The following is a 26,034-nucleotide window of genomic DNA, read 5'->3' as shown; positions in this document are numbered from 1 at the left end:
CAAAGCATTATATCAATTGATTTTTGACAAACTCCATATAGTGTCCCTCTTCAAACTCTAAACTCTCATGTGTTCCTCTTTGAACAATCTTTCCATCGTGCATCACGTAAATCATATGAGCATTTTTAACCGTACTTAAACGATGCGCAATCGTAATAACTGTTTTCTCTTTTAAAAAAGGTTGCAGTGAATCAAAAAGTTTTAACTCTGTGTGTACATCCAAAGCAGAGGTTGACTCATCAAAAATAACTACACTTGGATTGGCAATAATCATTCGAGCAATAGAGAGTCGCTGTCTTTGACCGCCAGAGAGTCGTACTCCATGTTTTCCAACAATGGTATCAAGACCTTCACTCATTTGCGCAAGCATCTCTGATAGTTGTGCAATTTCTAAAGCATTTAAAATTGTTTCATCACTGATATTATCATTGCCCATTGTTATATTGAATCTCAAACTATTATTAAAGAGTATGGGCATTTGTAAAACTAAAAAGACCGATTCACGTAGTGTTCGTTTATTGATGTTATCAATGCTGATGTGATTGTAGTGGATATCGCCACTGTTTTTGCTATAAAATCCCGATATCACTTGTGCCAAAGTTGTTTTACCACTTCCACTTGCACCAATGAGTGCAACTTTTTGAGAAGCTTTGATTTCCAAAGAGATATCTTCTAAAAGAGGTTTGTCTTTAACATACGAGAAAAATAAGTGATCAATACTAATATCCACACCTTTTGGCGTATTTGCAAGCTTGATTGTCCCACTTAACTCTTTTTGAAGTTCCAAAATTTTATTTAATCTGATCAAAGCAGCTTTTGCAGAGGCATAGGAGTATTGCATTGACAAAATATCTTGCACGGGTGTCATAATGAACCAAATGTAACCAAACATAGCAAACATCATCCCAATACTCAAATCACTGTACGCAACCATCACCAAACCCGAAGCTCTTAAAACTTCAAATGCGCTCAAAAAAACAGTAAATGAGAATCGTTCATATGCCACACTCTTATAACTGTATGCGTCTGAAGTCATTTGAACATCTCTTGCCTTATCAATAGAGTTCTCAAAAAAGTATCTCTCTTTATTACTCGCCTTTATTTGGCCAAAAAGGTCCAAAGATTCAGAAATATTTTCCTGAAAGAGTTCAATCGCTTTGTTCTCATTTTTTTTTAATTCTCCTACAGATTTTGAGATGCGTTTAGAAATGAGCATAATAAGAGGTTGGATAATAAGTATCATAAAACCCAAAATAGGGTGTATAAGTATCATTACAATCGAAATGGCAATTAAAGAGAGAACGGATGCTACAAATTTACTCGCACCAGTAATAATAAAATTATCTAAAGTATTAACATCTGTAACCAAATTTGCACTGATAGCACCACTGCCAAGACTCTCATACTCATTCATACAGACCAATTTCAGATGGTTTAATAATCTTTCTCTGACTTTAAAGGTCACTTGCTTTGATATTTTCGTAAATATTTTCGTAATCAGTACTGACAGTCCAAAATGGATAAATCTTAAAAAAATGACACTGAAAGCCACAATAACAATATAGTATAAGGCACTGCCATTTCCAAAAAGAAAATCAATAGACTTAACAAAAAAGGCAGGTTTGTGGAGTAAAACTTCATCTACGAGCACCGGAAGCATAATAGGAATGGGAATGCTGATTAATATTGCAACAAAAGTAATAAGCTGTCCCCAAATAAAAACTTTTCTCTCTTCTAAAATCAGTTTTAATAGAGTTTTAAATGTAATTGCATTTTCTGACAACTCTTTTCCTTTGTTTTTTGTATAACGCAATGGCATATAAATCGATACAATTTATCTTACGTGTAATAGATATTATTTTCAATATAGTTCAAGAAAAGGGATTGAGAGATAATTTTCTCATAAGACCTATACAGTTTTAAAAGATACAAAAAATTATTGCTTAACCACTCTTTCACAAACCAAAGTTTTCATACCATCATTAAAAACACAATTCAATCCACACTCAAAAAAACCATCATTTTCAAGTTGCAATGATTTTAACTTTTCAAGAGATGCTATTTTGCACTCATTGATTGTTTTAAACTTACTGTACTCCATGCTTCTTTTGAAGTTATCTTTGCTGGGATAAATAAAAGAGGTCCACTCTTCATTTAAAGAGCCTTGAGAGTCTCCACATCCACTTAATAAAAGTATTACACTCATGATAGATAAAACTGTTTTCATACAACTCTCTTTTTCTAAATTTGATTCGATTTTAGTATAAAGCATCTTAGAGAAAAATCAATTTAAAGTTCCCGTTTTTTTTATAAACAAAAAACGAGGTACGATTATATAAAGACTAAAAAAATATAAAATATAATATAATAACCGCTTTTAATAAAAAAGGTAAACAAAAAAAATATGACCATTCAAGATACAATAAAAAAATATGCGAAAGAGTTAAATGAGGTAACACATATTCCAGCAAAAGAAGTTGAAATATTGATGCTGCATTTATTGAATAAAAATGTTATTTGGCTGCATTTAAATTTTAAAAATGAATTTGAATTTGAAAAAGAACTGGCACAATTGGTGAAAAAAAGAGCCACACATTTTCCCTTAGAATACCTCATTGAAAAAGTCTCATTTTACGGTGAAACATTTCATATAAAAGAGGGCGTTTTGATTCCTCGACCAGAGACAGAATTGCTTGTTGAAAATGCCTATAATATTTTAAAAGAGATTAAAGGTAAAAAAAGAATTTTAGAAATTGGTATAGGAAGTGGAATCATAAGTTGTATGCTTGCACTCCTTCTTGAGGATGTTGAAATTGTTGGTGTGGATATTAACGAAAAAGCAATTTCCTTAGCAAAAGAAAATGCAAAAAAGCACAAAGTAGAAAACAAAATCTCTTTTATAAAAAGTGATTTATTTGAAAATGTTACGGGTGATTTTTTAATGTGTATTTCAAATCCGCCCTATATTGCAAGCAATTATATTTTGCCTTCAAATGTAAAATATGAACCTGAAAATGCACTTTTTTCAGGAGAGTTTGGAGATGAATTATTAAAGAAAATTATTGACAAATCGTATGAAAAAAAGGTACGTTATTTATTGTGTGAAATGGGCTATGATCAAAAAAAATCTTTGAGTGAATATTTAAAAAAATTTAATACAAAAAGTGTAGAATTTTACCAAGATTATGCAAAATTTGACAGAGGTTTTAGTGTTGAATTTAAGCACTAAAATCACAATTATTTATAAAAAATAATTTTTTACAAAAGAATAAAAGATAAAAAGAAATAGAGTAAAAACTCACAAAGGAAAAGAGATGTTTAAAGAATTTAATATTGAAAATTTAAAACAGAGTAAAACTATACTGGAAGAAAAACTGCAAAAGAGCAGGGCAGCAATTGACAAACTTTTGCTTATTGAAAATAAAAGCTACGATAACTTTGTAAAACCGTATCAAGAAATTGCGGAAGAGGTGAGTGAGTATGTTACGCCACTGTTTCATATTGATTCAGTAAAGAATACAAAATTGACACAAAAAGTGCAAGAAGAGATCATTCCGTTGCTCTCAGCATATGAAACTGACATAGCACAAAATGAACATATTTATACCTCTTTTATTGATATACAATCTAATAATAAAAGTACTTTAAATAGTATACAAAATAAAGTAGTAAAAAATGAGATTCGAGATTTTAAATTGGGGGGTTGTGGACTTGATGAAAAAAATAAAAAACGTCTAAAACAGATCAGTTTACGTTTGAGCGAGTTAAGCAATAAATTCTCTCAAAATCTTTTAGACGCAACAAATTCATTTGAAATGACTACAGAAAATTTTGATGATGTCAAAGAGATTCCAGCAAGTGATTTAGAGTTAGCCAAAGGAGAAGAAGAGGGCAAAACTGTGTATAAATTTACACTTCAAATGCCCTCTTATATTGCTTATATGACCTATGGAAGCAACAGAAAATTAAGAGAAAATATCTATAAAGCTTATACAACAAGATCACCAGAAAATGAAAAAATAATAAATGAAATCTTAAAATTAAAACAAGAGAAAGCCAACATTTTAGGCTTTAAAAACTATGCTCAATATTCACTCTCAACAAAGATGGCAAAGAGTGAAAATGAAGTCATAGAGTTCCTTTATGAACTGGCAAAAAAAGGTAAAGACAAAGCAAAAAAAGAGGTTGAAGAGCTGCAAGTATTGGCTTCAAAAGATGGCATAAAAAAGATAGAAAGTTACGATGTTTCATACTACAGTGAGAAATTAAAAAAAGAGAAATATGACATTGATCAAGAGTACTACAGACCCTATTTTGAACAAAATTCTGTGCTGGATGGTTTTTTTGATTTTCTCAATAAAACCTTTGATATTGAGTTTAAAAAAAGCTCTGCTGTGACTTGGGATGAAAAAGTTCAAGTCTTTGATATTTATGAAAAGGGCAAAATAAGTTCTCGAATTTACATTGATTTAGAGAGCAGAAAAGATAAAAAAGGGGGTGCTTGGATGAACAATTGGCACACTCATTATATTGATTCACATAACAAAGAACATCTTGCAACAGCATTTATTGTTTGCAATTTCCCTCCCTCAAAAGGCAACACACCATCGCTATTAAGACACGATGATGTTGTCACATTATTTCACGAAATGGGGCATGCATTACACCATTTATTAAGCAAAGTTTCAGAGCCATTTATCAGTGGAATTTCTGGTGTTGCTTGGGACACGGTTGAATTTCCATCACAATTTTTGGAGTATTTTGCTTATGATAAAGAGGTATTAAAACTCTTTGCAAAACACTATAAAACAAAAGAAATTTTAAGCGATGAAGCCATTGATAAAATCATAAAAGCAAAAAATTTTCAATCATCATTGGCCATGATGAGACAACTTGAATTTGCACTTTTTGACTTTAAACTCTATCAAAAACTCTATTCAGAAGATGAAGTACAAACACTTTTAGATGAAATCAGAGAAGATATTTCAGCGATTATTCCACCTAAATATAACAAATTTCAAAATGGATTTTCACACATATTTTCAGGAGGTTACAGTGCAGGGTACTACAGTTATAAATGGGCAGAAGTCTTAAGTGCCGATGCCTTTTATCTCTTTTTAGAATCAAATGTTTTCAATAAAGAACTGGCTTTAAAATATAAAGAATCCATTCTACAAAAGGGTGGTTCTGCGGATATGGAACAATTATTCTTTGAATTTGCAAATAGAAAACCAACTGTGGACTCTTTGCTTAAAATTGATGATATTATCAGTTAAATTTTGCAATAATACGGTTTAATAAATTTTAAATTTTATATAAGGGATATAGATGAATAACAGCGAAACAATAGCAAAATTAAATGAAGCTCTTTCAACTTTAATTAAAGCATATGAAAAATTGCAAGAAGAGAACAATGTATTAAATAATCAAGTTGAGAAGTTAACGCTTGAAAAAAATAGCCTTATTAAAGAGAAAGAGAACCTAGAAGAAGATATCAGCAACTTTGAAAACTCTAACCAACAACAAAACACCAATATCAACTCAATGCTGGGGAAAATTGAGTCTTTATTGGGACATACCTCTAAAACATCAGTATACGATAAAATAGAAACCAAACAGAGTGAAATCTTTGAGAATAAAGTTAATCCTGTAAATAATAATACAATATCTAACATCGAAGTCATGAAAGAGGATAAATCAACCAACAGTGATTTTGAGAAAACAGGGGATGATGGAAAACTGGATCTTAACAGAATGGCTTCACTGTTAAATGGTTTTGGGAACAAATAACCCTCTTTAATGATTACAAAACTCAATAAAACGTTACTTTTTTCAACTTTTAACGTAGAGAATTTCAGTTCACTTGAAGATGCCATTAATGGCATGGCGCCTTCAATGGTTGAATACTATTTAAGTGATATGAGTACAAGTTGTGATGATTTGTATTTAAATAAAAAAGAGGTTGAAAATTTTATCACAGTAGGTGAGTACACGTTATATACAGATTACAACGAAGACATTTATCTGGAGATTGAAGTCTCTTATGATGAGTTTGAGACAGGTTCTCTGTGGTAAGAGTCTCAATCCATAAAACTGTGAAAATTAATGTTTTCACTAATTAGAATAAACAAACTAAAGGGTTATCTTATATGCGCTATCCCATTGACTTCTTAACTTCTTTTGATCAAACACTTCTGTTTTGGATGGAACGTTTTATTAAACTCAAACTTACCACACTTTCAAATAGAAATGTAAAAGATAAAAATGAATTTAATGCCATTATCCAAAAACTCAATAAAGGTGTTAAAAACATCAATGAGTTAAAAAAACTCTCAAAAGAAGCCAGACAATGTGGCTTAATTGGAATCAATACCTATATTAATCCTTTAGAAAAGTTGTACGAACAACTTCAATCTTTGGGTTTTGCATCCATGAAAGAGATTGATGAAGAGACCATTATTGATTTTTTGGCCACTTACACTTCTGGACTCTCAGATGCAACAAAAAAGAACTATAGAATGGTTGTTCTGTCTTTTTTTAAATACATTGATAAACAAAATGAAGATGATGAAGGGAAATCATTTATCTACAGAATGGAGCTTAAAAATTGGGGTGGTTTGGGTGGAAACAAAGGACAAAAACTCCCTACATATATGCACGATGAAGAGATTGAACGATTTCTAAATGCCATTGAAGAGACTCCATTTAAAGAGTATGCACAAGCAAAAAACAGGCTTTTAATTAAACTCATTTTATACACAGGCATGAGGGTCAGTGAAGCTTTAGATATTCAAGTCAAAGATATTGTGAAAGAAGATGGTTTTCATATTTTCAGAATCAGTGGAAAAGGGAATAAACAAAGAATTGCTATGATAAAAAGCACCTATATCCAAAAGGATATGAACGAATGGCTTGATATAAAAGGTTCAACCCCCCTACTGTTCTGCTCACGTACACAAAAAAGGCTTACTCAACCCTATGTCTCGTATATTATGGATAAAATACTCTTATATGCAGGAATCAGAAAAGAGAAAAATGGTGCGCATATGCTCAGACATACATTTGCTACCAGACTTTATCAAAAAAACCATGATCTCATTTTGGTACAAGAAGCATTGGGACATGCCGATTTAAACACTTCAAGAATTTATACACACTTTGATAAAGAGAGATTAAAAGCGGCAACGTCTGTTATGGATGATTTTGCAAAATAGATTTATTTGAAAATCTATTTTCTTTTTCCTCTTGAAAAATCCATAATATATTCAGCAATATCATCAAGAGAGACAACATCTTTAATTGCCCCTGCCTCTATGGCTTTTGCAGGCATACCAAATACAATACAACTGGCTTCATCTTGAGCAATGGTATACGCACCATTATCATATAACTCTTTCATACAAATGCTGCCATCATCGCCCATGCCTGTCATTATAACAGCCATGGCACCACCACCAACAACATTATTAACACTTCTGAATAGAATATCAACGCTGGGTTTATGTCGACTCACTTTTACCATATCTAAAAGTTTAATACGATACTCATTCCCTGCCTTTTCTATGGTCATGTGCATGTTTCCAGGTGCCAAATACGCAGAAGAGTTTTCAAGAATCATGCCATCTTTTGCTTCATAAACATTGAGTTTTGAATGTGTATTTAATCTTTGAGCAAACGAATTTGAAAACCCATAGGGAATATGTTGTGTCATTAAAATAGGTGGTAAATTAGGTTCTAATTTCATAAAAACTTGCAATAACGCATCCACCCCACCCGTAGAAGAACCAATGGCAATCACTTTTTTACCAGGAAACGTTGCCGGCAGTTTTTTCAATACTTCATCAGGGTGAACTTTTTTTTCTATGCCGTGATTATCTGCATTTTGTTTAGAATATCTGGTTTCTACTTGAACTTGTGCTGGTGGTTTTTTAAGTGTATATCGTTTTAAAAGAAAGGTCAGATTCATTAGGGTCTCTTTAATTCTGTTTCCAAAAGAGACCATACTTTCATGATTATCTGGTTTTGGAATAAATCCTACTGCTCCATCATCAAAAATATCATTGCCACGTACACTCTCACCAGAAATAACCACAGCAGGCATAGCATGAAGACGCATAAGATTTCTTAAAAATACTACTCCATCCATTTTGGGCATATTAATATCAATCGTCACCAAATCGGGTTCATATTTTTTTATTTTTTCTCTGGCATCAAAAGCATCCACAGCTTCAGCTATAACCTCAAAGTCATCAATGTTATTTATCATATCTTTTAAAATTCTTCTCATTGAAGAGGAATCATCGATTACTATTACTGTATACATTTTCTACCTTAAAATAGTTCAATTTCCATTTGAGGGTCGGCTTTATGTTTATTATTGTCAAATAAATCAACTCCACCAACATACTCTTTGATAACCGGTTCGTTTGTAATTTCTCTTTGAAGTTTTCTCTCATCACCAAGAATTTTTGCATTTGTATCAGATTTTTCTGTTACTTTAATAAAAGTTTGAAAATCACTTGTTAATAAAATTAATCTTCCTCTCTCCCCTCTTGTGTGCTCAGAAACAATTTTAAATCCTTCCGCAGCACAAAAATCCTTTGCAAATTCAACATTTCTGTGCCCTATTGATGCAATAGCGGACATATTAAGTTGCATAATATCTGCACCACCTGAGATTTTTGCACTCATATTCTCTTTTCTGCATCCCAATTTATACATCTCATTGAGCATCGCTTCAACCGAATAAAGACCATATTTCATATCTTCATTTGAATTGGTTGTCGTTGGAAGTAAAAAGTGATTCATCCCTTTGATTTTTTTTACCTTATCATAAAACATGATTGCAACACAAGAACCAAGCAATGTTTTAAAAGCAATCTCTTCTTCATCTTTACTCACTGCAAATTCTCCACCAATAATGGTATGTGCGTTATAACCTTTGATTTTTTGTGTAAAATTTACATTAGATGCTTTTTCAATTCTACCATCTTTATGTCCAATTATAATCAAGCTTATATTTCCTTTAACTTCACAAAAGTATTTTGAGCCGCTTTTTTAACATAATTAATCAAATCATGTGGATTTTCAGAGTGTCCAATATATAATGTTCCACCAATTTTTAAGTGTTTGAACAATTTTTTTAAAATACGGTTTTGATCTTCAGCTGAAAAATAGATCAACACATTTCTACAAAAAATAACATCAAACTGGTTCTCTCTAAAAGGATAACGTTCGTCATTAAGATTCATCTCTTGAAATGTAATCATTTTTTTCAATTCATCTTTGACTTTAATCAGTATCTCTTCAGAACCAATATTTTGTTCAACACGTTTTTTGAAATATTTTTGTGGCTTAATCCAAGAGGGAAACTCTTTAGAACTTTTTGAGTATCTGTAAACACCATTAGCAGCATATTGCAGCACATTTGTATCAATATCTGTTGCAATAATTGATGCATTTATTGTACGGTGAAGCTCCTCTTCTGCTTCTTTGATTGTCATTGCCATTGAGTAAGGCTCTTCTCCTGTTGAAGAAGCAGAGCAATACATTTTAATCTCTGCAGACGAATTGTTGGCCAAAATTTCAGGGATAACTCTTGCTTTTAAATCCTCAAAATGAAACTCTTCCCTAAAAAAATGTGTTTTATTGGTAGTAAATGAGTTAATAAACTCATTTACAAACTCACCCTCTTCTACTTTTTCAAGTAAATCATCTAAATTTCCGTGAAATTTTGTATCTCTTTGAAGTTTGTATAAACGATTAGAAATCATTACATCTTTATTGTTCGAAAGGGTAATCCCAGTCAAACTATAAAGTAACTTCTTGACTTTTTCATGTAAAAGAGCAGTTTTATCCATATATTAAGAAGCCCTTTTCCCCTCTATCATATGTTTTTCAACTTTTTTCTGAGCACTAATAATTCCTAAAACGTCAAGAATAAGACCAATACTTCCATCCCCTCTTACTGTTGCAGCACCTATTCCTTCAACACTTCTAAAGTTTTTATCTAAAGGTTTAACAACCACTTGATGTTGATGTAAAAACTCATCAATAAATAAGGCGACTTTAACGTTTCCTGATTTAACAACAATCAGCATACCCTCTTCAATATCTTTATATTTTGGTTCAATTCCAAACAATTTATAGATTTTAACAACAGGAATAAACTCTTCTCTTAACATCAAGAGATCTTGCGTTCCATCTCCAATTCGTTTAATCATGTCATTGCTTGGTTGAAGTGATTCTACAATAGAACTCAATGGTAAAATATATTTATGTTTACCAACAGCAATATCCAACCCATCAAGAATAGCAAGTGTTAAAGGAAGCACAATTGTAATCGTTGTTCCAATACCAACACCCGTATCAAGTTTAATGGCACCACCAAGTTTTTGAATATTGGTTTTAACAACATCCATTCCAACACCACGACCTGAGATATCAGTAATAACATCCGCCGTTGAAACCCCTGCTCCAAAAACCAACATTGCTTTATCGTTATCTGTCATAGTTAAGAGTTGGTTTTCATCAATTTGTCCATTTTCAAACGCTTTTTGAGCAACTTTTTCTGAATTGATTCCTTTACCGTTATCTGAAATCGTAATGATCATTTGACCATTGGCTTGTTCAGCACTGATGGTAATAAATCCAACTTCATCTTTCCCCGCTTTTACTCTCTCTTCAGGCGTTTCCAAACCATGATCCAATGAATTTCTGATAATATGCATTAAAGGATCCGTTAAACCTTCAATCATGGCTTTATCAATTTCAACATTGTCACCATAATGCTTAAATTCAACTTTTTTACCCAGTTTTTTAGAGATATCTCTTACAACTTTAGGGAATTTTGAGTAAATCGATTCCATTGGAACCATTCGGATACTCATGATTGAATCTTGCATATCTCGAATATGTCTTTCAAGCAGTTCCAATCTTTCAAGAACAGATACTCTTGTTTTTGAATCTTCTATCGTCGTAGTAAACTGCGTTAACATCGCATTAGTAATAACCAAATCTCCTACGTTATTCATCAAAAGATCAATTTTATCTAAATTAACTCTGATGTTATTTGTTGTAGCAGTTGGTTTTTCAGCTTTTCCTTCTCTCTCTTCTCTTTTTTTAACAGCCGTGGCTGCTGGAGCTACTGGGGCTTTTGGAGCACTTTCTGTTGTTGGGGCATCCACCGGAGTAACTGTTCCATTTGGGTTAAGAGCAGGCATTTCATCAAAAAATCCAAAATCATCCGTGCTCTCTTTTGGAACTCTTTTTGATTGAGTTTTACTGTCATATAAATCTTCATCATAAAATCCAAAATTACCACTTTCATCATTGATAACTGTTTCATCAAAAAAACCATACGGTTGCGAACGGTAATCATTTGAAGCATTGGATTCCCCTTCATCAAAAAAACCATAAGGAACATCTTTACTATTACTTTGTTCTTCAAACATATCATTTTTGCTTGTAGGAGCAGCAACTTCTTGAGGTTTTTGAGCAACAGGTTCTGCAGGTGCAGGTGTCGCACCAGCAGGAGATCCACCATTAATATACGCACGAATATCACTCAATAAATCTTTTGTCATCTCTTCAAATTTTTCTCGTGTAAGATCTTCTGCAACTTCTAATTCAAGAAGTTCTTTCATGACATCTAAACCATCCATCAAAGTATCTACCATCTCTGGTACAAATTCAATTTTATGATTTCTTAGTTTATCCATCATGTTTTCAACATCATGAGTAAACTCAGCAAACAATGCCAACTCAACAGAGGCACCACTTCCTTTTAATGTATGAACATCTCTAAAAAGTTGTCCCATTTCTTCTTCTGTTAAAGAACCATTACTCTCCGCTTCGAGTAAAACATTGTCAGCTGATTCAAAAAGCTCAACGGCTTCTTCTAGAAACATTTCTCTGTATTTAGATATATCAAAATTAGACATATTGCACCTTCTAAAATTATGTAATTATATTAACGACTTAATACGATATTTACCGCTTTTAACAACTGATCTGGAACGAATGGTTTAACAATCCAACCAGTAGCACCTGCTGCTTTCCCTTTGACTTTCATCTCATCACTTCTTTCAGTTGTCAATACCAAAATTGGTTTTGAACTGTATTGAGGAAGTTTTCTCAGCTCTGCAATCAATGTTATTCCATCCATATTTGGCATGTTAATGTCGGTAATAATAAGGTCATAAAGCGCATTTTTGGCTTTTTCCAAACCATCAATCCCATCGATTGCTTCAGTTACATCACTATAACCACCTTCATTTAATGCATAATTTAACATGTCTCTTAACATTGTTGAATCATCTACAATCAAAAGCTTTGACATAAAAACCCCTTGTTACCCTCTTTGGTTATATTAGCTATATAATAACGAAAGAAGTATTAATTTAATATAAAAATTATAAACCAGCTGATGCCAGTTCAATTCTGTCTTTTTTAACGTTTAAAACTTTTATTTCTACGCTGTCACCAACATTTAAAACATCGCTGACATTTTTGACTCTCTCTTTAGAAATTTTTGAAATATGAAGTAATCCTTCTCCCCCTTCAGGAAGTGCAACAAAGGCTCCAAATTCTGTGATTCTTTCAACTTTTCCTGTTAAAATATCATCCACTTTATATACTTTTTCAAAGTCAAGATTTTTACTCATTTTTCTTCCAGCTGGTGCATTATTTGAAATGGTTTTAATATGCTCGCAAGCTCCTAAAACATTCTCTTTTTTCTCACCACTGACTTTTACATTACCCGTATCTCTGTCCAAATCAATTGAGACTTCAAATCTTTCAATAATCTCTTTAATTGTTGATCCAGCTTTTCCAATAATAGCCATAAATTTACTTGGGTCAATCGCAAATTGTTCTATTAACGGTAATGCTTCACTTGGAACAATCTCTTTAACCGCCTCTTCCATAATGCTTAATATATGTTCTCTTCCCTCTTTTGCTTGCAAAAGAGCCTCTTTTAGAACCGATAATTCAATCCCACCCAACTTGATATCCATTTGTAATGCAGTGATTCCATTTCGTGAACCAGCAACTTTAAAGTCCATATCTCCATCATGGTCTTCAAGTCCCATAATATCAGTAAGTACTGAATAGCTGTTGCCTTCAACCACCATTCCCATTGCAACACCTGCAACCAAAGATGAGATAGGAACACCTGCTGCTTTTAAAGCAATAGAACCCCCACAAACCGTTGCCATAGATGACGAACCATTTGATTCTAAAATTTCAGACACCAATCTGATAGTATCTGTAAAACTTGCATCAATTGATGATTCTAATGCTCTTTTCCCTAAGTTCCCATGTCCTAACTCTCTTCTTCCTACACTGAACATTGGTTTAGCTTCACCCACTGAAAAACCTGGAAAATTGTAATGAACCATAAAGTTTTCAGTCATGGTTGATTTTTCAGTCAGTCGTTCATACATTTGACCACCTTTTGAATCAGCCAAGGTACCAACAACCAAAGCTTGCGTCTCACCCCTTGTAAACAGACATGAAGAGTGTGTTGAAGGTAAAATATTCACATCAATAGAAATGGGTCTTACATCTTTAAGTCCTCTTCCATCTGCTCTTAGCTTATCAACAACAATCATATTTCTCACAATTTCTCTTTTAACAATAGAGACTGCTTCATAAATATCTTTTAATGAAATTTCATGCTTCAATGAGTATTCATCTTGTGAAATCAGTTTAGCGACATCTTTAAGTTCCGTTGCTCTTTCGCTTTTAGCCAATTTTTTAATTGCTTCTTTAATGTTCGCCATATAAGTATCTCTGACGTAAGTAATAACAGATTCAGCGATACTAAATTCAACCAATTCAACATCTTTAGCTTCCTTACAAGCCGATTCAAAACCAGCTTCATATGCTTCATTGGCTTCTTTTAGGGCTTCTTGTGCAATAGAAATGGCTTTTACCAGTTCTTCTTCATTCATTTCATTGGCTTTATGAACTTTTGTAAATGCTTCAATATCCACTTCAATCATATCTTCAGATGAAATAGATTTCATCTCAATCATAAGAAGTTCTTCTTTAGATCCAGCCACATATAAATCCAGTGTTGACTGATTCATTTGAGTCTCTGTTGGGTTAACAACATACTCTCCTTCTATTTTACCAACTCGTACACCAGCAACTGATTTTTTAATAGGTAAGTCAGATGTATATAATGCAGCAGATGCGGCATTCAATGCCAATGCTTGAAGATCAACATCTTTGTCTGCACTTAAAACAATTACGGTTATAGTAGTAGGATAAACATACCCTTTTGGAAACAATGGTCTTAAACTTCGGTCAATCACTCTTGCTGTTAGGGTTTCAAATTCACTGGGTTTGGATTCTCTTTTAAAAAATCCCCCTGGAAGTTTTGCTGCAGCATAAGTTTTTTCAAGATATTGTACAGTTAAAGGCGTAAAATCTTCTTCAACTGGATTATCAAATTCACTTACAACAGTTGCTAAAACAACTGCTTTACCTAATTGGGCTAAAACTGAACCATTGGCTTGTTTTGCAACTTTGTTAAATTCATATATCTCTTGTTTTCCACATAATTCAAATTCACAAACGGTTGACATCTATTATCCTTTAATAATTTTTTCTATTTTTTCAAAAGTGATATCTTCTAACTCTTCATAATAAAAATCTATACTCACAAAATGGTCAAGTTTTTTAACATAATATAAATCATCCGCAATCGATTCAATAATAGGTGCACTCACTGTTGGAAGTATAGGGACTGCCACAGAGACTGATTTTGCTTTTAAATTTATAGCTGTTTTAATACATGCCATCATGGTCAAGCTGGTATTTAAACCTTCATCAACCAACAATACATTTTTATTATGAAGATCTGACAATCTTTCACCTTTTCTATATTTTTGAATATACTTCAAAACCTCATTCTCATATACATTTTTGGCTTTAGCAAATATAAAATCCAAACTGATATCAAATGCTTTTACCAACTCCTCATGAATAACAACTTCCTCACTTTCTGTTACAATTGCAACTTCGCACTCTGGATTATTGGGGGCTTCAATTTTATGTGAAAACATATAATCAAAGGATGCTTTTAATATTTTTGATAATTCAAACGCAATAGGAACACTGCCTGCTGATGTAGCAATTACAATCCAATCTTCAAATTTCATGGTATCAGAAGGAAGAACATCAATGAGTTTTAAGACGGCATCTTCTCTGTTTTTAAAATATTTTTTATTGAGTTTCATCTTAATCTCCACTGACTTTATATGACTGTTTAATTCCACCAATTGGTTTAAGTTCAATGTTAAAATAGATTACATTTTGTCGTATGGCATCCTCAGTTTTACTTGCTGCGGTAACTAAATCATTGGTATATTGCATATTAATTGTCCAACATTTGTCATTAATAGTTAAAGTGTATGACTCTTTACTTTTTACACTGTCATTTACATTATAATTAAGCGCATAGGTAAACTCATAATCTCGTGCAAATCGTGCAGTAGCTCCAAAGGTATATGATTCTAACTCTTCTTTCCCGGAATGAGGAGTGTTTTTTGACATATAATAACCAGAATTAAATTTAAACCAATCATACTCTAATGTAAAATTAGATGAAGATTCAATCATTTCATTGTCTTGATTGCTGTATTTAATTCGATTTGAGATTCTTCCTAAAATATAGTTAAAAGTAATTTCATTCTCTAAATCTGATAATGTTCCTTCATCAAATTCATCATAAATGATGGCTTGTTTTATTTTATGATTGATAATTTGTTTCAAATCTTCTCTGTCAAATAAAGAGTGATTTAAAGAGAAAGTCAATGTCTTTTGATCTTGAGTTACAGGATAAGGTCTCAATTCACTGCTACTGTTTGTCATAGAGTATAAATCTCCACTTTTTTTAACACTGTTTGGAATAGCAAACTCACTACTAAAGTTTATCGTATGCAAATAGTTCTCATAAGGTTTAAGTAGATCTGTTCCTACAGAGATGATGTGTTTATTATGAACAAATGTACCATCTTTATAATCTGTTGTTCCATTGGCATATTTTATATGGGTCAATCCCAACTCTTCTTTAAACGTCACTTTTAAATAATCATCAAAGAGAGAAAAGCCATAATAAATTGGCACTGACAGATCATATTGTTGAGCTTCAAGTCCTAGCGGTCTGCTATAATTGGTATATTTTAAATCTGTAGAGTAGAGTAATTTATCTAAAAAAACAGGTTGTGAAAATTTATGCAATTGTACTTGAGGCAGTTGTTGTATTGTTGTATCATTATTGGCTAAATCTGTATCCAAATAGTGTCTCAAATAAATTCCACCAAAATACTCTGCTGTTTTATAGAAATAGTTTAGTTTAGATTCCACTCTTTTTTTGTATGTTTGGTCGTACCCTTGAGACTCTAAATTATAATATTCAACATCATTGAGCCAATTTGCACTTAAATATAAACCATCTTGATTATCATCATTATTATTTGAAAAAAGCTTACTTCTTTCATAATCCACACTCCAACCAAAATGTTTCTTATTTTCCAAATCTTTATCTTGAAAATAGTCACCCTCTTCAACAAAAATTCCACTTTTTAATTTAAGCATAGAGTATTGAGAGTCTGCCCATCTCAAATAAGCATAAATTCCACTCCCTCTGTTTGTTCTTATTTGAGGGACAAATTCAACATCATAGTTGGCTTGCGGAGCAATGTATAACGGCTGTGAATACAAAAACCCTTCACTATTGGAGTATCCAACCGTTGGTTGCAGTAATCCTGTTCTTCTTGTTTTATCCGTTGAAAATCCAAAATAAGGGGTATAAAAAACAGGTACAGATTTAATATAGAGTCTTGTATTGTATGTATTGATCCATTTATCTTCACTGTCATAATCACCACTTGAGAATTTTATACTCCAAGCAGGATCTTCACAATTACAACTTGAAAGAATTGAACTGTCCAAATTAAATTCACTGTTTTTCTTTTCAGATGTTTTAGAGTTAATCCAAAGATTTGTCGATGTATCCAACATTAAAATAGGATTTTGAATCATTGATTCATCTTGCATATTAACAAAGGCATAATTGCTTTGCGCTTGCAATATATTGTTCTTTAATATCACAACATTATCAAACAACTCAAATGTTTGATTGGTTTTATCATAAATGGCTTTATCAGCAGTAATATAGTATGTTTTTGAAAATATTACTACGTTACCGCTTGCTGTAATAATATCATTTTTACTGTCAACATTTTTTGCATTGATTTGATACTTCTCTTCTGATTTTTCTTGTGCGTTAACGTTAATTAATATAATTAACAATAGAATGAATTTTTTAAGCATTGATTACCAGTGTCCTACCCATTTTATCTTGTAATGTCTGTTTCCCCTCATTAAAAAAAGCCAATATAAATCCAATATAAAAAAACATTTCACTTAGGATTCTAAAAAATGAACGGACAAATGAATTGAAAAAATTGACTCGACCAAAATCGTTGTAATCAACTATTCTAATTTTTGCAACAATTTTTCCCAATGTTGCCCCATAATACCAAACAAAAAACCCTTGATAAACAAATTTCATCATCAAAATTTGCATGACATTATCATTTATAATACGCAACATTGTTGTTAAATCAGTCTCATTTGAGAACAAATACTCCCAATAAATCAAAAAAAAGACCAAACTGATTAACACATCATCAATGATAAATGCTTTCACTCTTGAACCAATGGAAGCAAGCTCTAAATTTTGATTGTCTGTTTGTTTTTCGTAGTTCATGAAAGCTTTACTTTAAGGCTTGATATGCAATATCGGTTCTGCATTTTTTTCCAACATAATGCACTTGTCCACATAATGCATATGCCCGATTTCGAGCCTCTTTAATTGTTTTACCTGAACCTACGCAAACCAACACACGCCCTCCTGTTGCAAAAAGCACGCCATCTTCTTGACTCACTCCTGCAAAAGAGATATGGGTATTGTTTAAAATATCTTCATCAACAATATCATCTATAATAATCTGTGCTGGTTCACTGCTTGAATATGGATAATTGGCACTGGCCATCACCACCCCCACGCTGTATTCATTTTTGATTTTGATTTCCAATGAGTCCAAGTTTTTTGTTGCACCTTTGTAAAAAAGCTCTGAAACAGGTGTTTCAAGTAATGGCATTAAAATTTCACATTCAGGATCACCAAATCGTACATTGTATTCCAAAATAATAGGCTCACCTTTAACCACCATGACACCAATAAAAAGAACACCCTCATAAGGAGCACCCTCTTTTTTCATTCCTTCTAATGTTGGTTTAATAACTCTCTCTTCTACTTTTTTATAAATATCCTCGTTAACCAATGGAGTTGGAGCATACGCACCCATTCCACCAGTATTTGGTCCAGTATCGCCATCCCCTATTCTTTTATGATCTTGAGCAGCAGGTAAAATTTTATAATTATCCCCGTCACAAATGGCAAAAATAGAGAGTTCATATCCATCTAAGAACTCTTCAACAACCACACTCGAACCCGCATCACCAAATGAACTTCCATTAAGCATGTCTGTAACCGCTTCTTTGGCTTCTTTCTTACTTTGTGCAATAATAACACCTTTCCCTGCACATAAACCATCTGCTTTGACAACAATAGGCAGATTCATGCCATCAATAAAATCATGGGCTTCTTCTTCATTGCTCGTTTCAAGAAATGCAGCTGTGGGAATGTTATATTTTTTTAAAATATTTTTCATATAAACTTTTGAACCTTCAAGTCTGGCTGCTGCTGCACTTGGTCCAAAAATAGTTAAATTTTGTTGTTTAAATATATCTACTACACCATCAACCAATGGGGCTTCAGGACCGACAATGGTTAAATCAATGTTGTTTTCAATTGCCCAAGAGGCAAGTTGATTATAATCTTCAATATTGATATTTTCACCCAAATTAGAAGTTGCGCCATTTCCTGGCATAAAAAATAAGTTATGTTTATTCTCTTTATATATGGCTAAACCAATAGAGTACTCTCTTCCACCGCTTCCAAGTATCAATATATTCACTATAAAATTCCTTAAATTATTTGTATTGTAGTATATATCCAAGTAGGCGTTAACCATCAAAATGGCCCACAAAAGCCAACGACTGCACGTAAGAGTTTCACTTCAGGAGCACTTTGTACATCAAGCGCTGCACACCGTTTAACTACAATTACACGCACATATACAGTATCGGACCCTCAACAATGGAAATCCCGCGTAACCTAGATATGATTTATTTTATCCAATAATGATTAAATTTCAGATTAAATTGTTATGAAAAATGCGACTATTTAAATCTTTATGATTGAAGTAAAGCCTCTTGTTTGGCCAAAAGAATACAATCCTCTATAGAGGTTGTAGGAGAAATTTTATAGTTGATGTTTTTGGGTAAATATTTTGCTGTGGTTTCACCAATAACAACCGCTTTATAACTGCTGTCCCAATCAAATATTTTGAAAAAACACTCAATGGTTGAAGGAGAAGAAAAAATGATAACCGAATTAAGTTCTGGTGCAGTATAAGCAGTTAACTCATTGCATTGAGTTTCATAAGTCGTTACAGTTTTTATATCAATGCCATTGCTTTTTAATATATCACATAAATCTGAGACCACTTTTTTGGCTTTAATATAGAGTGCTTTTTTATTTTTTAATAAAGGAATCAGTTCATTCGCAAAATCATTGCCATGGCCACTTTTGCCAATAAAGCAGACATTTCCTCCCTCTTTTTGGATAACAGCGGCAGTTTTAGAAGCAATAACGTATGCGGGAACTTTTTTCCAATCTTTATTGAATGAATCCAAAGAGTAAACGGCATTTTTAGACGTAAAAATCAATGCATCGTATTGGAGCAAATCCATTTCATTTTTGATATAACGAATGCCCAAGAGTGGAATGTTTTTAATGCCATCAATTTTCATATCATTTAAAATATAGATTGAATTCATGACTCTAAACTTCTCTTTTGTATTTGATTAATTGCAGCTTCAACGCCTCTAAAAATTGGCGTATTTTTAAAAACTCCATTGCTGTCAATTCTCATGATTTTTCGCCTATTGGCTTCATTTAATACCAATAAGACATTGATATTAAGTTCTTTAAAATTTACAATAATCTCTTCAATGGCCAGCATAGCAGAGAGATCCATAAATCCAACATTCAAACAATCTACAACAACATTTTTAGAATTTTTAAATTTGTCAATTCTTCGCTCAAAAATTGAAGAGGTCGCGAAAAACAGAGCACCATTGATTTTTAAAATTCGTGTTTCATAATTATTAACTTCAATTTCAAACAAAGATTTGCTTCTTTGAGTCTTAAATTTTGTATGTTTTGAAATATGATAAATCGTTAAAATTGAGGCAATGGTAATACCCACACCCACTGCCATAATTAAATCAACAAAAATTGTCAATAAAAGTACAATACTCATAATAATCAAATCTTTTCTTGGCACTTTTGTCATGATTTTAATGAATCGATAATCTAAAATATCAAATCCCACTTTGATTAAAATTCCAGCTAACACCGCTAAAGGAATTTTGCTGGCCAATGGTGCTAAAAAAAGAACAATAATTAATAAAGTAACGGCATGAACCATACCCGAAAGATGAGTAGTTCCTCCACTTTTAATATTAATCACTGTTCTCATTGTCGCTCCAGCCCCAGGAATTGCGCCCACTAAGGAACATAATGTATTCCCAATACCCTGTCCAATTAACTCTTTATTGGAATTGTGTTTTGTTTTTGTTAAAGAATCTGCAACAACCGAAGTCAATAACGTATCAATGGTTCCAAGCAAAGCTAACGTAACAGAGAGCATAATAATCTCTTTTAATTTAATAAATTCAAACGTTGTAGGAAAAACAATATCCGGTAAAGATCTTGGTATTTCACCAATAGTTGGTATATTAAACTCCAACAACACACTTAAATAGGTCATCACAATTAAAGCAATTAAAGCAGGAGGAACCACTCGAGAAAGACGCTTAGGAGTTAAAAACATAATAGCTAATGTAGATGCAGCAATGATAATTGAAGAGTAAGTAGCGTGAGCAAATGTTTCTGGAATATCAATAATGGTTTGTAAAATTGAACCCGAGGGGGTAACGCCAAAAAAGGGATTGATTTGTAGAATAATAATGATAAAACCAATTCCACTCATAAAGCCAGAAATCACAGGATAAGGAATAAATTTAATCCATTTTCCTATTCCCATAACTCCAAATGCTATTTGCAAAATACCAGATATAAAAATAATGGTCATAACAGCATTAACATCTCCACCAAAAACAACAATAGCTGAAGCTGTTACAACAGTCATGGGCCCAGTTGGTCCAGAAATTTGTGTTTTGGTTCCCCCAAATAAAGAGGCAAAAAAACCAAGTATAATCGCACCATAGAGTCCCGCAGCTGCTCCAGCACCACTTGCTACACCAAAGGCCAATGCCAAAGGTAAAGCAACCACAGCAGCTGTGATACCACCTAAAATATCATTCTTAATTGCTTTCAAAATTCAGAACTCCTTTTTTGGAAAATAGGGTTTGGTTTTAATATTTTAAAACGACCTCTTCTACTTCTTCCCTTTCACCCTTACCTCTTGCAACAAGATGTATTGGTGTTCCTTCAAAATTGATTTTTTCTCTTAAATAGTTCATTAAATATCGTTTATAACTGAAGTGTAAAAACTTTGGTTTATTCATAATTAATGCAATTCTTGGAGGCTTAGATTCAAATTGTGTGGCATAATAGATTCTAAGATAAACTCCATTTGGACTTGGAAGATGATGCTTAATTACCGCTTCTTCAATGGTTTTGTTTAAAACAGATGTCGGAATTCTCTGTGAATAGTTATCATGTATTTCGATAAGTTTATCTTTAAGTCTCTCAATACTTCGCCCTGTTTTAGCAGAAACAGCAATAATTGGTGCATAAAACAAAAATCTGAATCTTCGTCTGACTTCCTCTTCAAGCTTTTTAAACGTATCAATGTTTTCATCCCATTTATTTAAAACAACAATGGTTCCTAAACCAAATTTATCAACAAGTCCTGAAATTTTCTCATCCAAATCAGAAAAAGGCTGACTTGCATCTAACACCAAAAGAGCCAAGTTGGCTTTTTGAAGCATATCTTCCGTTCTCATTAACGCATACTTTTCAATGCCTTCAATGCTTCCTCTTCTTCTTAATCCTGCCGTATCAACAAACGTAATGTTTTTATCTTTATATTCAAACGATTCATCCACAGGATCAATGGTCGTACCAGCAATGGGAGAGACAACCGATCTCTCTTCCCCTACTAAAGCATTTAAAATAGAACTTTTCCCAACATTGACTTTCCCAATAATTGCCACTTTAATATGATTGTCATCTTCTTCAACTTCGGATTCATTGACATCGACAATATCATCTGTTTCATCGCTGAAATAGTCATCCTCAAATTCAGTGTCGAATTCGTTTTCATCATCATCTTCATTTTCACTTAAAACCAATGGTGTAGCACCCTCTTTTTCAGGCAGTCTGTCTGCTATCCATTCAAAAAGACGTTTTGTCCCTCTGTTATGAGAAACCGAAATACCAAATAAATTCTCCTCATTGATTCCAAATTCATAAAAAGCCCACAATCTCTCTTTTTCTTTATCATTATCAATTTTATTTACAATCAATGCCAAACTTTTACCCAAAGCTTGCAGTTCATAATAGAGCTCTTTATCTTTGTCATCGGGTATTCTTTTACCATCGACCATAAAAAGAACAATATCCGCCTCTTTGGCTGTCTCTATGGCTTTTCTTTTTACACTTGAAAAGATAGCATCTTCCGTATCATCAATACCCCCAGTGTCAAGCATCAATGCTTCACGCTCAAGTATCTCCACTTTATGCTTTCTGATATCTCTTGTTGTCCCTGATTGCTCGCTCACAATTGCAATTCTTTTTTTTGCAATTCGATTAAACAAAGAACTTTTACCAACATTTGGTTGCCCAATTAACGCTATTTTTTTCATATTTTATTTTTTCCTATTTTTTAAAAACCTACATAAAAGAAAAAAGGTATCAGCCAAAAGCCAATACCTTCATCTTTGATATTATAACCATAACATCTTAATATAGTCCAAATTTACCCTCTGTACTTGTTCGGTATAATACTCTCATGTTATCATCTTTATCGTAGAAAACTTTAAATGCTGCATCTGTTGCTTTTAAATCATTTAAAGCCTCTTCAATATCAATTGGTTTGTAAGAAGTTAATCTTACAGGCAGAATTTCATTTTCCAATTTATCAAGTTCATTACTGATTGCATCTTCAACATATGAAGCTTCAACTTCACTTAGCTTGGTTGCTTTATGTCCACTGATTTTATCATGGTGTCTTCTTAAGACTTTTGAGACTCTGTCAACAGCAATATCTACAGCAGAATATAAATCTTTATCTTTTTGTTTTACAACAATAGTATCTAAATGTGCAACATTTAACGTAAATTCAAAAACAAATAATGGTTTACTGTTTCTCTCTTCTTTACTGACGATTGAATTTACTGAAATAATATCTAAATTATATTTTCCAAAAATTTCTACAGAACTATTGACATAATCTTTAATAGCATCTGTTAATTCTATGTGTCTTCCTACAATACTTGTATTCATAACATACTCCTCTTATTAATTAATTTATATTAATATTTTATCATAAAGTATATAAATTTATGGGTTAGAATTATTTGATTTAAAGTAAGTTATTCTGGTTATTATTAATTTTAGCAGATAAACGATGCTTAGAATCATTTAAACATCGTTTGTATTGGCATCTTGATATTGAATTAAATCAAGATATCTCTGTTTCCTTTTATATTAGGTTCAGATAAAACACCCGTTTTTTCCAATTGTTCAACAATGGTTGCTGAACGGTTATACCCTATTCTTAACTTTCTTTGTAAGTAACTGATTGAACTCTTTTGATCCATGATAACAATCTCTTTTGCCTCTTCATACAGTTCATCGAGTTCTCCAAAATCACCATCAAGAACATCCCCTTTTAATGCAGATTGATCTTTTTGTTTTACAAATTGCATATCGTACTCTACGGCTCTTTGCTCTTTTAAGAAGTCAACCACTTTTTCAATCTCAATTTCTGTGCTCCAAGGGGCATGCAATCGCACAAGTCCCGACATACCAGGAGGAGTAAACAACATGTCTCCTCGTCCAAGCAATGATTCAGCTCCCATAGAGTCTAAAATGATTTTAGAGTCTACTTTTTGTCCCACTTTATAAGAGACCCTACTAGGAAGATTGGCTTTAATTAATCCCGTAACAACATCTACACTTGGTCGTTGAGTGGCAACAATCAAGTGAATACCACTGGCTCTTGCCATTTGTGCCAATCTTGCAATTGAAAGCTCTACCTCTTTTCCACTGGTCATCATTAAATCAGCTAACTCGTCAATAATAACCACAATATATGGCAATTGCTCAAAATTATCTTTTTTGGCTTTTTCATTATAGTTTTCAATATTTTTGGTCTTTGTTTGAGACATCAGTTTATATCGTCTCTCCATTTCAACTACCATGTTAGATAACGCATTGATTGCTTCCGTTGGTTTTGTAATAACAGGCGTTAAAAGATGTGGTATATCATTGTACATTGAGAATTCCAACATTTTTGGATCAATCATAATTAACCGTAATGTATCGGGTGAATTTTTATACAACAGCGATAAAATCATTGAGTTTAATCCAACAGATTTTCCGCTTCCTGTAGTTCCTGCAATTAACAAATGAGGCAGTTTTTTCAAGTCAGTAATAAACGGTTTTCCCACAATATCTTTTCCCAACACCAAAGTCAATGGGGATTTGGCATTTTGAAAAATTTCACTCTCTAAAAGTTCTCTGATATATATCACTTGAGAATCATCATTGGGCACTTCAATACCAACTACATCTTTTCCAGGAATAGGTGCTTGAATTCTTATGGTTTGCGCTTTTAATGCCATTGCCAAGTCATCTTGCAAGTTTAATATTTTAGATACTTTTACATTAGGAGCAGGTTTAAATTCAAAAGTAGTAACAATGGGTCCCGTATAGGTTCTAACCACATCCCCTTCAATTTTAAACATCAACAATTTTTCAAGTAAATCAGCAATTTTTTGGTCTATAAAAGCTTCATTGACTTTGGTTTTAACCTCTTTGGGTGGTTTTTGAAAAAAATCTGTTGAAGGGAGTTTAAAATCTTTGGGCTTTTCAGTTTTACCCACTTCAATTTCATCTAAGAGCTTTTTATTCTCTTCTAATTCATCTACAATTAAAGAGTGAATGGGCAAATCATCTATATTTTCTTCAATTTTAGCCTCAATAACCTCTTCAATAAACGCTTCTTTATCTTTAGCCGGTGATCGTTTATCACTGAAACTGGGCTCAAAAAATATCTCAGCCGTATCCCCTACTTCTTTGACACTGACTCTCTCTTCTCTTTTTTCTCGTGGTTTCATCGTTTTTACAGGAGCAACATATTCATCTCTTTGAACTACGTTATCTTTGGGTTTGTATCCAATTAAGAGATTTTTTAAATTGGCACTGATTTCATCGTGTTTATGCTCTAAAAAAACAATCAATGTTATGACTAAACCTATGAGAATAAAAATCCAAAGTCCTGCATTTCCAATAAAGGGGCTTAAATAAGCAACAATGCTGTTTCCAACAATGCCTGCATTGATATTGTTTAAAAGTAACGCTTGAAAAATACTCAATGAGATAAAAAAAGTCAATAGAGTTATGACTCTCAATGACAAATCAATACCATCTAACAGCTTGTCAAAATTGAGTTTGTATAAAATATAAAGAAAAATAAAAAGATAAATATAGGCAATATAACCTAAATATTCATGCGAAGTTTTTGCAAAAATAAAACCAATTTTTCCAACCATTTGTTCATTTATTACAAAAATTGCAAATTCTAAGTACAAAATTACAAATGCAATAATCAGTGATATTATTTTATTCACTCT

22 protein-coding genes are annotated in these 26,034 nt (G+C 32.6%); 5 read left to right on the top strand and 17 right to left on the bottom strand.

Translation table 11 applies throughout. The features are described 5' to 3' along the window. Positions 1-7: 7 nt before the first annotated feature. Positions 8-1,819, bottom strand: a complete 1,812-nt coding sequence (locus tag ACNI3C_RS10640) for an ABC transporter ATP-binding protein (protein WP_419769779.1) — start codon at positions 1,817-1,819, stop codon at positions 8-10. A 117-nt stretch (positions 1,820-1,936) separates the two neighbouring features. Continuing rightward, positions 1,937-2,227: a hypothetical protein gene (locus ACNI3C_RS10635; protein WP_419769778.1), complete on the bottom strand. Its 291-nt coding sequence runs from the start codon at positions 2,225-2,227 to the stop codon at positions 1,937-1,939. Between the two features lie 177 nt (positions 2,228-2,404). Here ACNI3C_RS10635 and prmC point away from each other — a divergent pair, with 177 nt between their 5' ends. The 5 genes from prmC (at position 2,405) to ACNI3C_RS10610 (ending at position 7,214) form a co-directional block, all read left to right on the top strand. Further along, positions 2,405-3,229, top strand: a complete 825-nt coding sequence (gene prmC, locus ACNI3C_RS10630) for a peptide chain release factor N(5)-glutamine methyltransferase (RefSeq protein ID WP_419769777.1) — start codon at positions 2,405-2,407, stop codon at positions 3,227-3,229. A gap of 85 nt (positions 3,230-3,314) precedes the next feature. Continuing rightward, the gene (locus ACNI3C_RS10625) at positions 3,315-5,276 is read left to right on the top strand and encodes a M3 family metallopeptidase (protein ID WP_419769776.1); all 1,962 of its coding nucleotides are present in this window, start codon (positions 3,315-3,317) and stop codon (positions 5,274-5,276) included. A 52-nt stretch (positions 5,277-5,328) separates the two neighbouring features. Then, positions 5,329-5,790 (top strand): coiled-coil domain-containing protein, encoded by a 462-nt coding sequence (locus ACNI3C_RS10620; protein ID WP_419769775.1) that lies wholly within the window; start codon positions 5,329-5,331, stop codon positions 5,788-5,790. A 9-nt stretch (positions 5,791-5,799) separates the two neighbouring features. Continuing rightward, the gene (locus ACNI3C_RS10615) at positions 5,800-6,075 is read left to right on the top strand and encodes a hypothetical protein (RefSeq protein WP_419769774.1); all 276 of its coding nucleotides are present in this window, start codon (positions 5,800-5,802) and stop codon (positions 6,073-6,075) included. A 74-nt stretch (positions 6,076-6,149) separates the two neighbouring features. Further along, positions 6,150-7,214 (top strand): tyrosine-type recombinase/integrase, encoded by a 1,065-nt coding sequence (locus ACNI3C_RS10610; protein ID WP_419769773.1) that lies wholly within the window; start codon positions 6,150-6,152, stop codon positions 7,212-7,214. A gap of 14 nt (positions 7,215-7,228) precedes the next feature. On the opposite strand, the gene cheB is transcribed toward ACNI3C_RS10610, so the two are convergent. The 15 genes from cheB to ACNI3C_RS10535 form a co-directional block, all read right to left on the bottom strand. After that, the gene (gene cheB / locus ACNI3C_RS10605; RefSeq protein ID WP_419769772.1) at positions 7,229-8,323 is read right to left on the bottom strand and encodes a chemotaxis-specific protein-glutamate methyltransferase CheB; all 1,095 of its coding nucleotides are present in this window, start codon (positions 8,321-8,323) and stop codon (positions 7,229-7,231) included. Between the two features lie 8 nt (positions 8,324-8,331). Continuing rightward, on the bottom strand, positions 8,332-9,012 hold the full coding sequence (locus tag ACNI3C_RS10600) for a chemotaxis protein CheD (protein WP_419769771.1): 681 nt from the start codon (positions 9,010-9,012) through the stop codon (positions 8,332-8,334). A 2-nt stretch (positions 9,013-9,014) separates the two neighbouring features. Further along, positions 9,015-9,860, bottom strand: coding sequence for a CheR family methyltransferase (locus ACNI3C_RS10595; RefSeq protein WP_419769770.1), 846 nt, complete (start codon positions 9,858-9,860; stop codon positions 9,015-9,017). A gap of 3 nt (positions 9,861-9,863) precedes the next feature. Next, positions 9,864-11,942, bottom strand: a complete 2,079-nt coding sequence (locus tag ACNI3C_RS10590) for a chemotaxis protein CheA (protein ID WP_419769769.1) — start codon at positions 11,940-11,942, stop codon at positions 9,864-9,866. Between the two features lie 29 nt (positions 11,943-11,971). Beyond that, on the bottom strand, positions 11,972-12,340 hold the full coding sequence (locus tag ACNI3C_RS10585) for a response regulator (RefSeq protein ID WP_419769768.1): 369 nt from the start codon (positions 12,338-12,340) through the stop codon (positions 11,972-11,974). Between the two features lie 73 nt (positions 12,341-12,413). After that, positions 12,414-14,594 carry a polyribonucleotide nucleotidyltransferase gene (locus ACNI3C_RS10580; protein ID WP_419769767.1) on the bottom strand — a complete coding sequence of 727 codons (2,181 nt, stop codon included), beginning with the start codon at positions 14,592-14,594 and terminating at the stop codon, positions 12,414-12,416. A gap of 3 nt (positions 14,595-14,597) precedes the next feature. After that, positions 14,598-15,248 carry a phosphoribosyltransferase gene (locus ACNI3C_RS10575; RefSeq protein WP_419769766.1) on the bottom strand — a complete coding sequence of 217 codons (651 nt, stop codon included), beginning with the start codon at positions 15,246-15,248 and terminating at the stop codon, positions 14,598-14,600. Between the two features lies 1 nt (position 15,249). Beyond that, complete coding sequence (locus tag ACNI3C_RS10570) at positions 15,250-17,346, bottom strand: LPS-assembly protein LptD (protein WP_419769765.1); 2,097 nt, start codon at positions 17,344-17,346, stop codon at positions 15,250-15,252. After that, a complete protein-coding gene (locus ACNI3C_RS10565) occupies positions 17,339-17,785 on the bottom strand; it encodes an RDD family protein (protein ID WP_419769764.1) in 447 nt (148 codons plus the stop codon). Before ACNI3C_RS10565 ends, ACNI3C_RS10570 begins: the two co-directional genes overlap by 8 nt. Before the next feature lie 7 nt (positions 17,786-17,792). After that, positions 17,793-19,058 carry a phosphoribosylamine--glycine ligase gene (gene purD / locus ACNI3C_RS10560; protein ID WP_419769763.1) on the bottom strand — a complete coding sequence of 422 codons (1,266 nt, stop codon included), beginning with the start codon at positions 19,056-19,058 and terminating at the stop codon, positions 17,793-17,795. Between the two features lie 277 nt (positions 19,059-19,335). Then, the gene (locus ACNI3C_RS10555) at positions 19,336-19,983 is read right to left on the bottom strand and encodes a uroporphyrinogen-III synthase (protein ID WP_419769762.1); all 648 of its coding nucleotides are present in this window, start codon (positions 19,981-19,983) and stop codon (positions 19,336-19,338) included. Further along, positions 19,980-21,548, bottom strand: a complete 1,569-nt coding sequence (locus tag ACNI3C_RS10550; protein ID WP_419769761.1) for a SulP family inorganic anion transporter — start codon at positions 21,546-21,548, stop codon at positions 19,980-19,982. The genes ACNI3C_RS10555 and ACNI3C_RS10550 overlap by 4 nt, the downstream gene beginning before the upstream one ends. 37 nt (positions 21,549-21,585) lie before the next feature. Beyond that, positions 21,586-23,040 carry a ribosome biogenesis GTPase Der gene (der, locus tag ACNI3C_RS10545; protein ID WP_419769760.1) on the bottom strand — a complete coding sequence of 485 codons (1,455 nt, stop codon included), beginning with the start codon at positions 23,038-23,040 and terminating at the stop codon, positions 21,586-21,588. Positions 23,041-23,137: 97 nt separating this feature from the next. Beyond that, on the bottom strand, positions 23,138-23,680 hold the full coding sequence (gene hpf, locus ACNI3C_RS10540; protein ID WP_419769759.1) for a ribosome hibernation-promoting factor, HPF/YfiA family: 543 nt from the start codon (positions 23,678-23,680) through the stop codon (positions 23,138-23,140). Between the two features lie 173 nt (positions 23,681-23,853). Further along, entirely contained in the window at positions 23,854-26,031 is a 2,178-nt protein-coding gene (locus ACNI3C_RS10535) for an FtsK/SpoIIIE family DNA translocase (protein WP_419769758.1), read from the bottom strand. Between the last annotated feature and the right edge of the window lie 3 nt (positions 26,032-26,034).

It is taken from the genome of Marinarcus sediminis (SeqCode) (assembly GCF_048571275.1).
Classification (GTDB): Bacteria; Campylobacterota; Campylobacteria; order Campylobacterales; family Arcobacteraceae; genus Marinarcus; species Marinarcus sediminis.
Note: the sequence above shows the minus strand (reverse complement) of the source record. Positions and strands in the feature narration are given on the sequence as shown.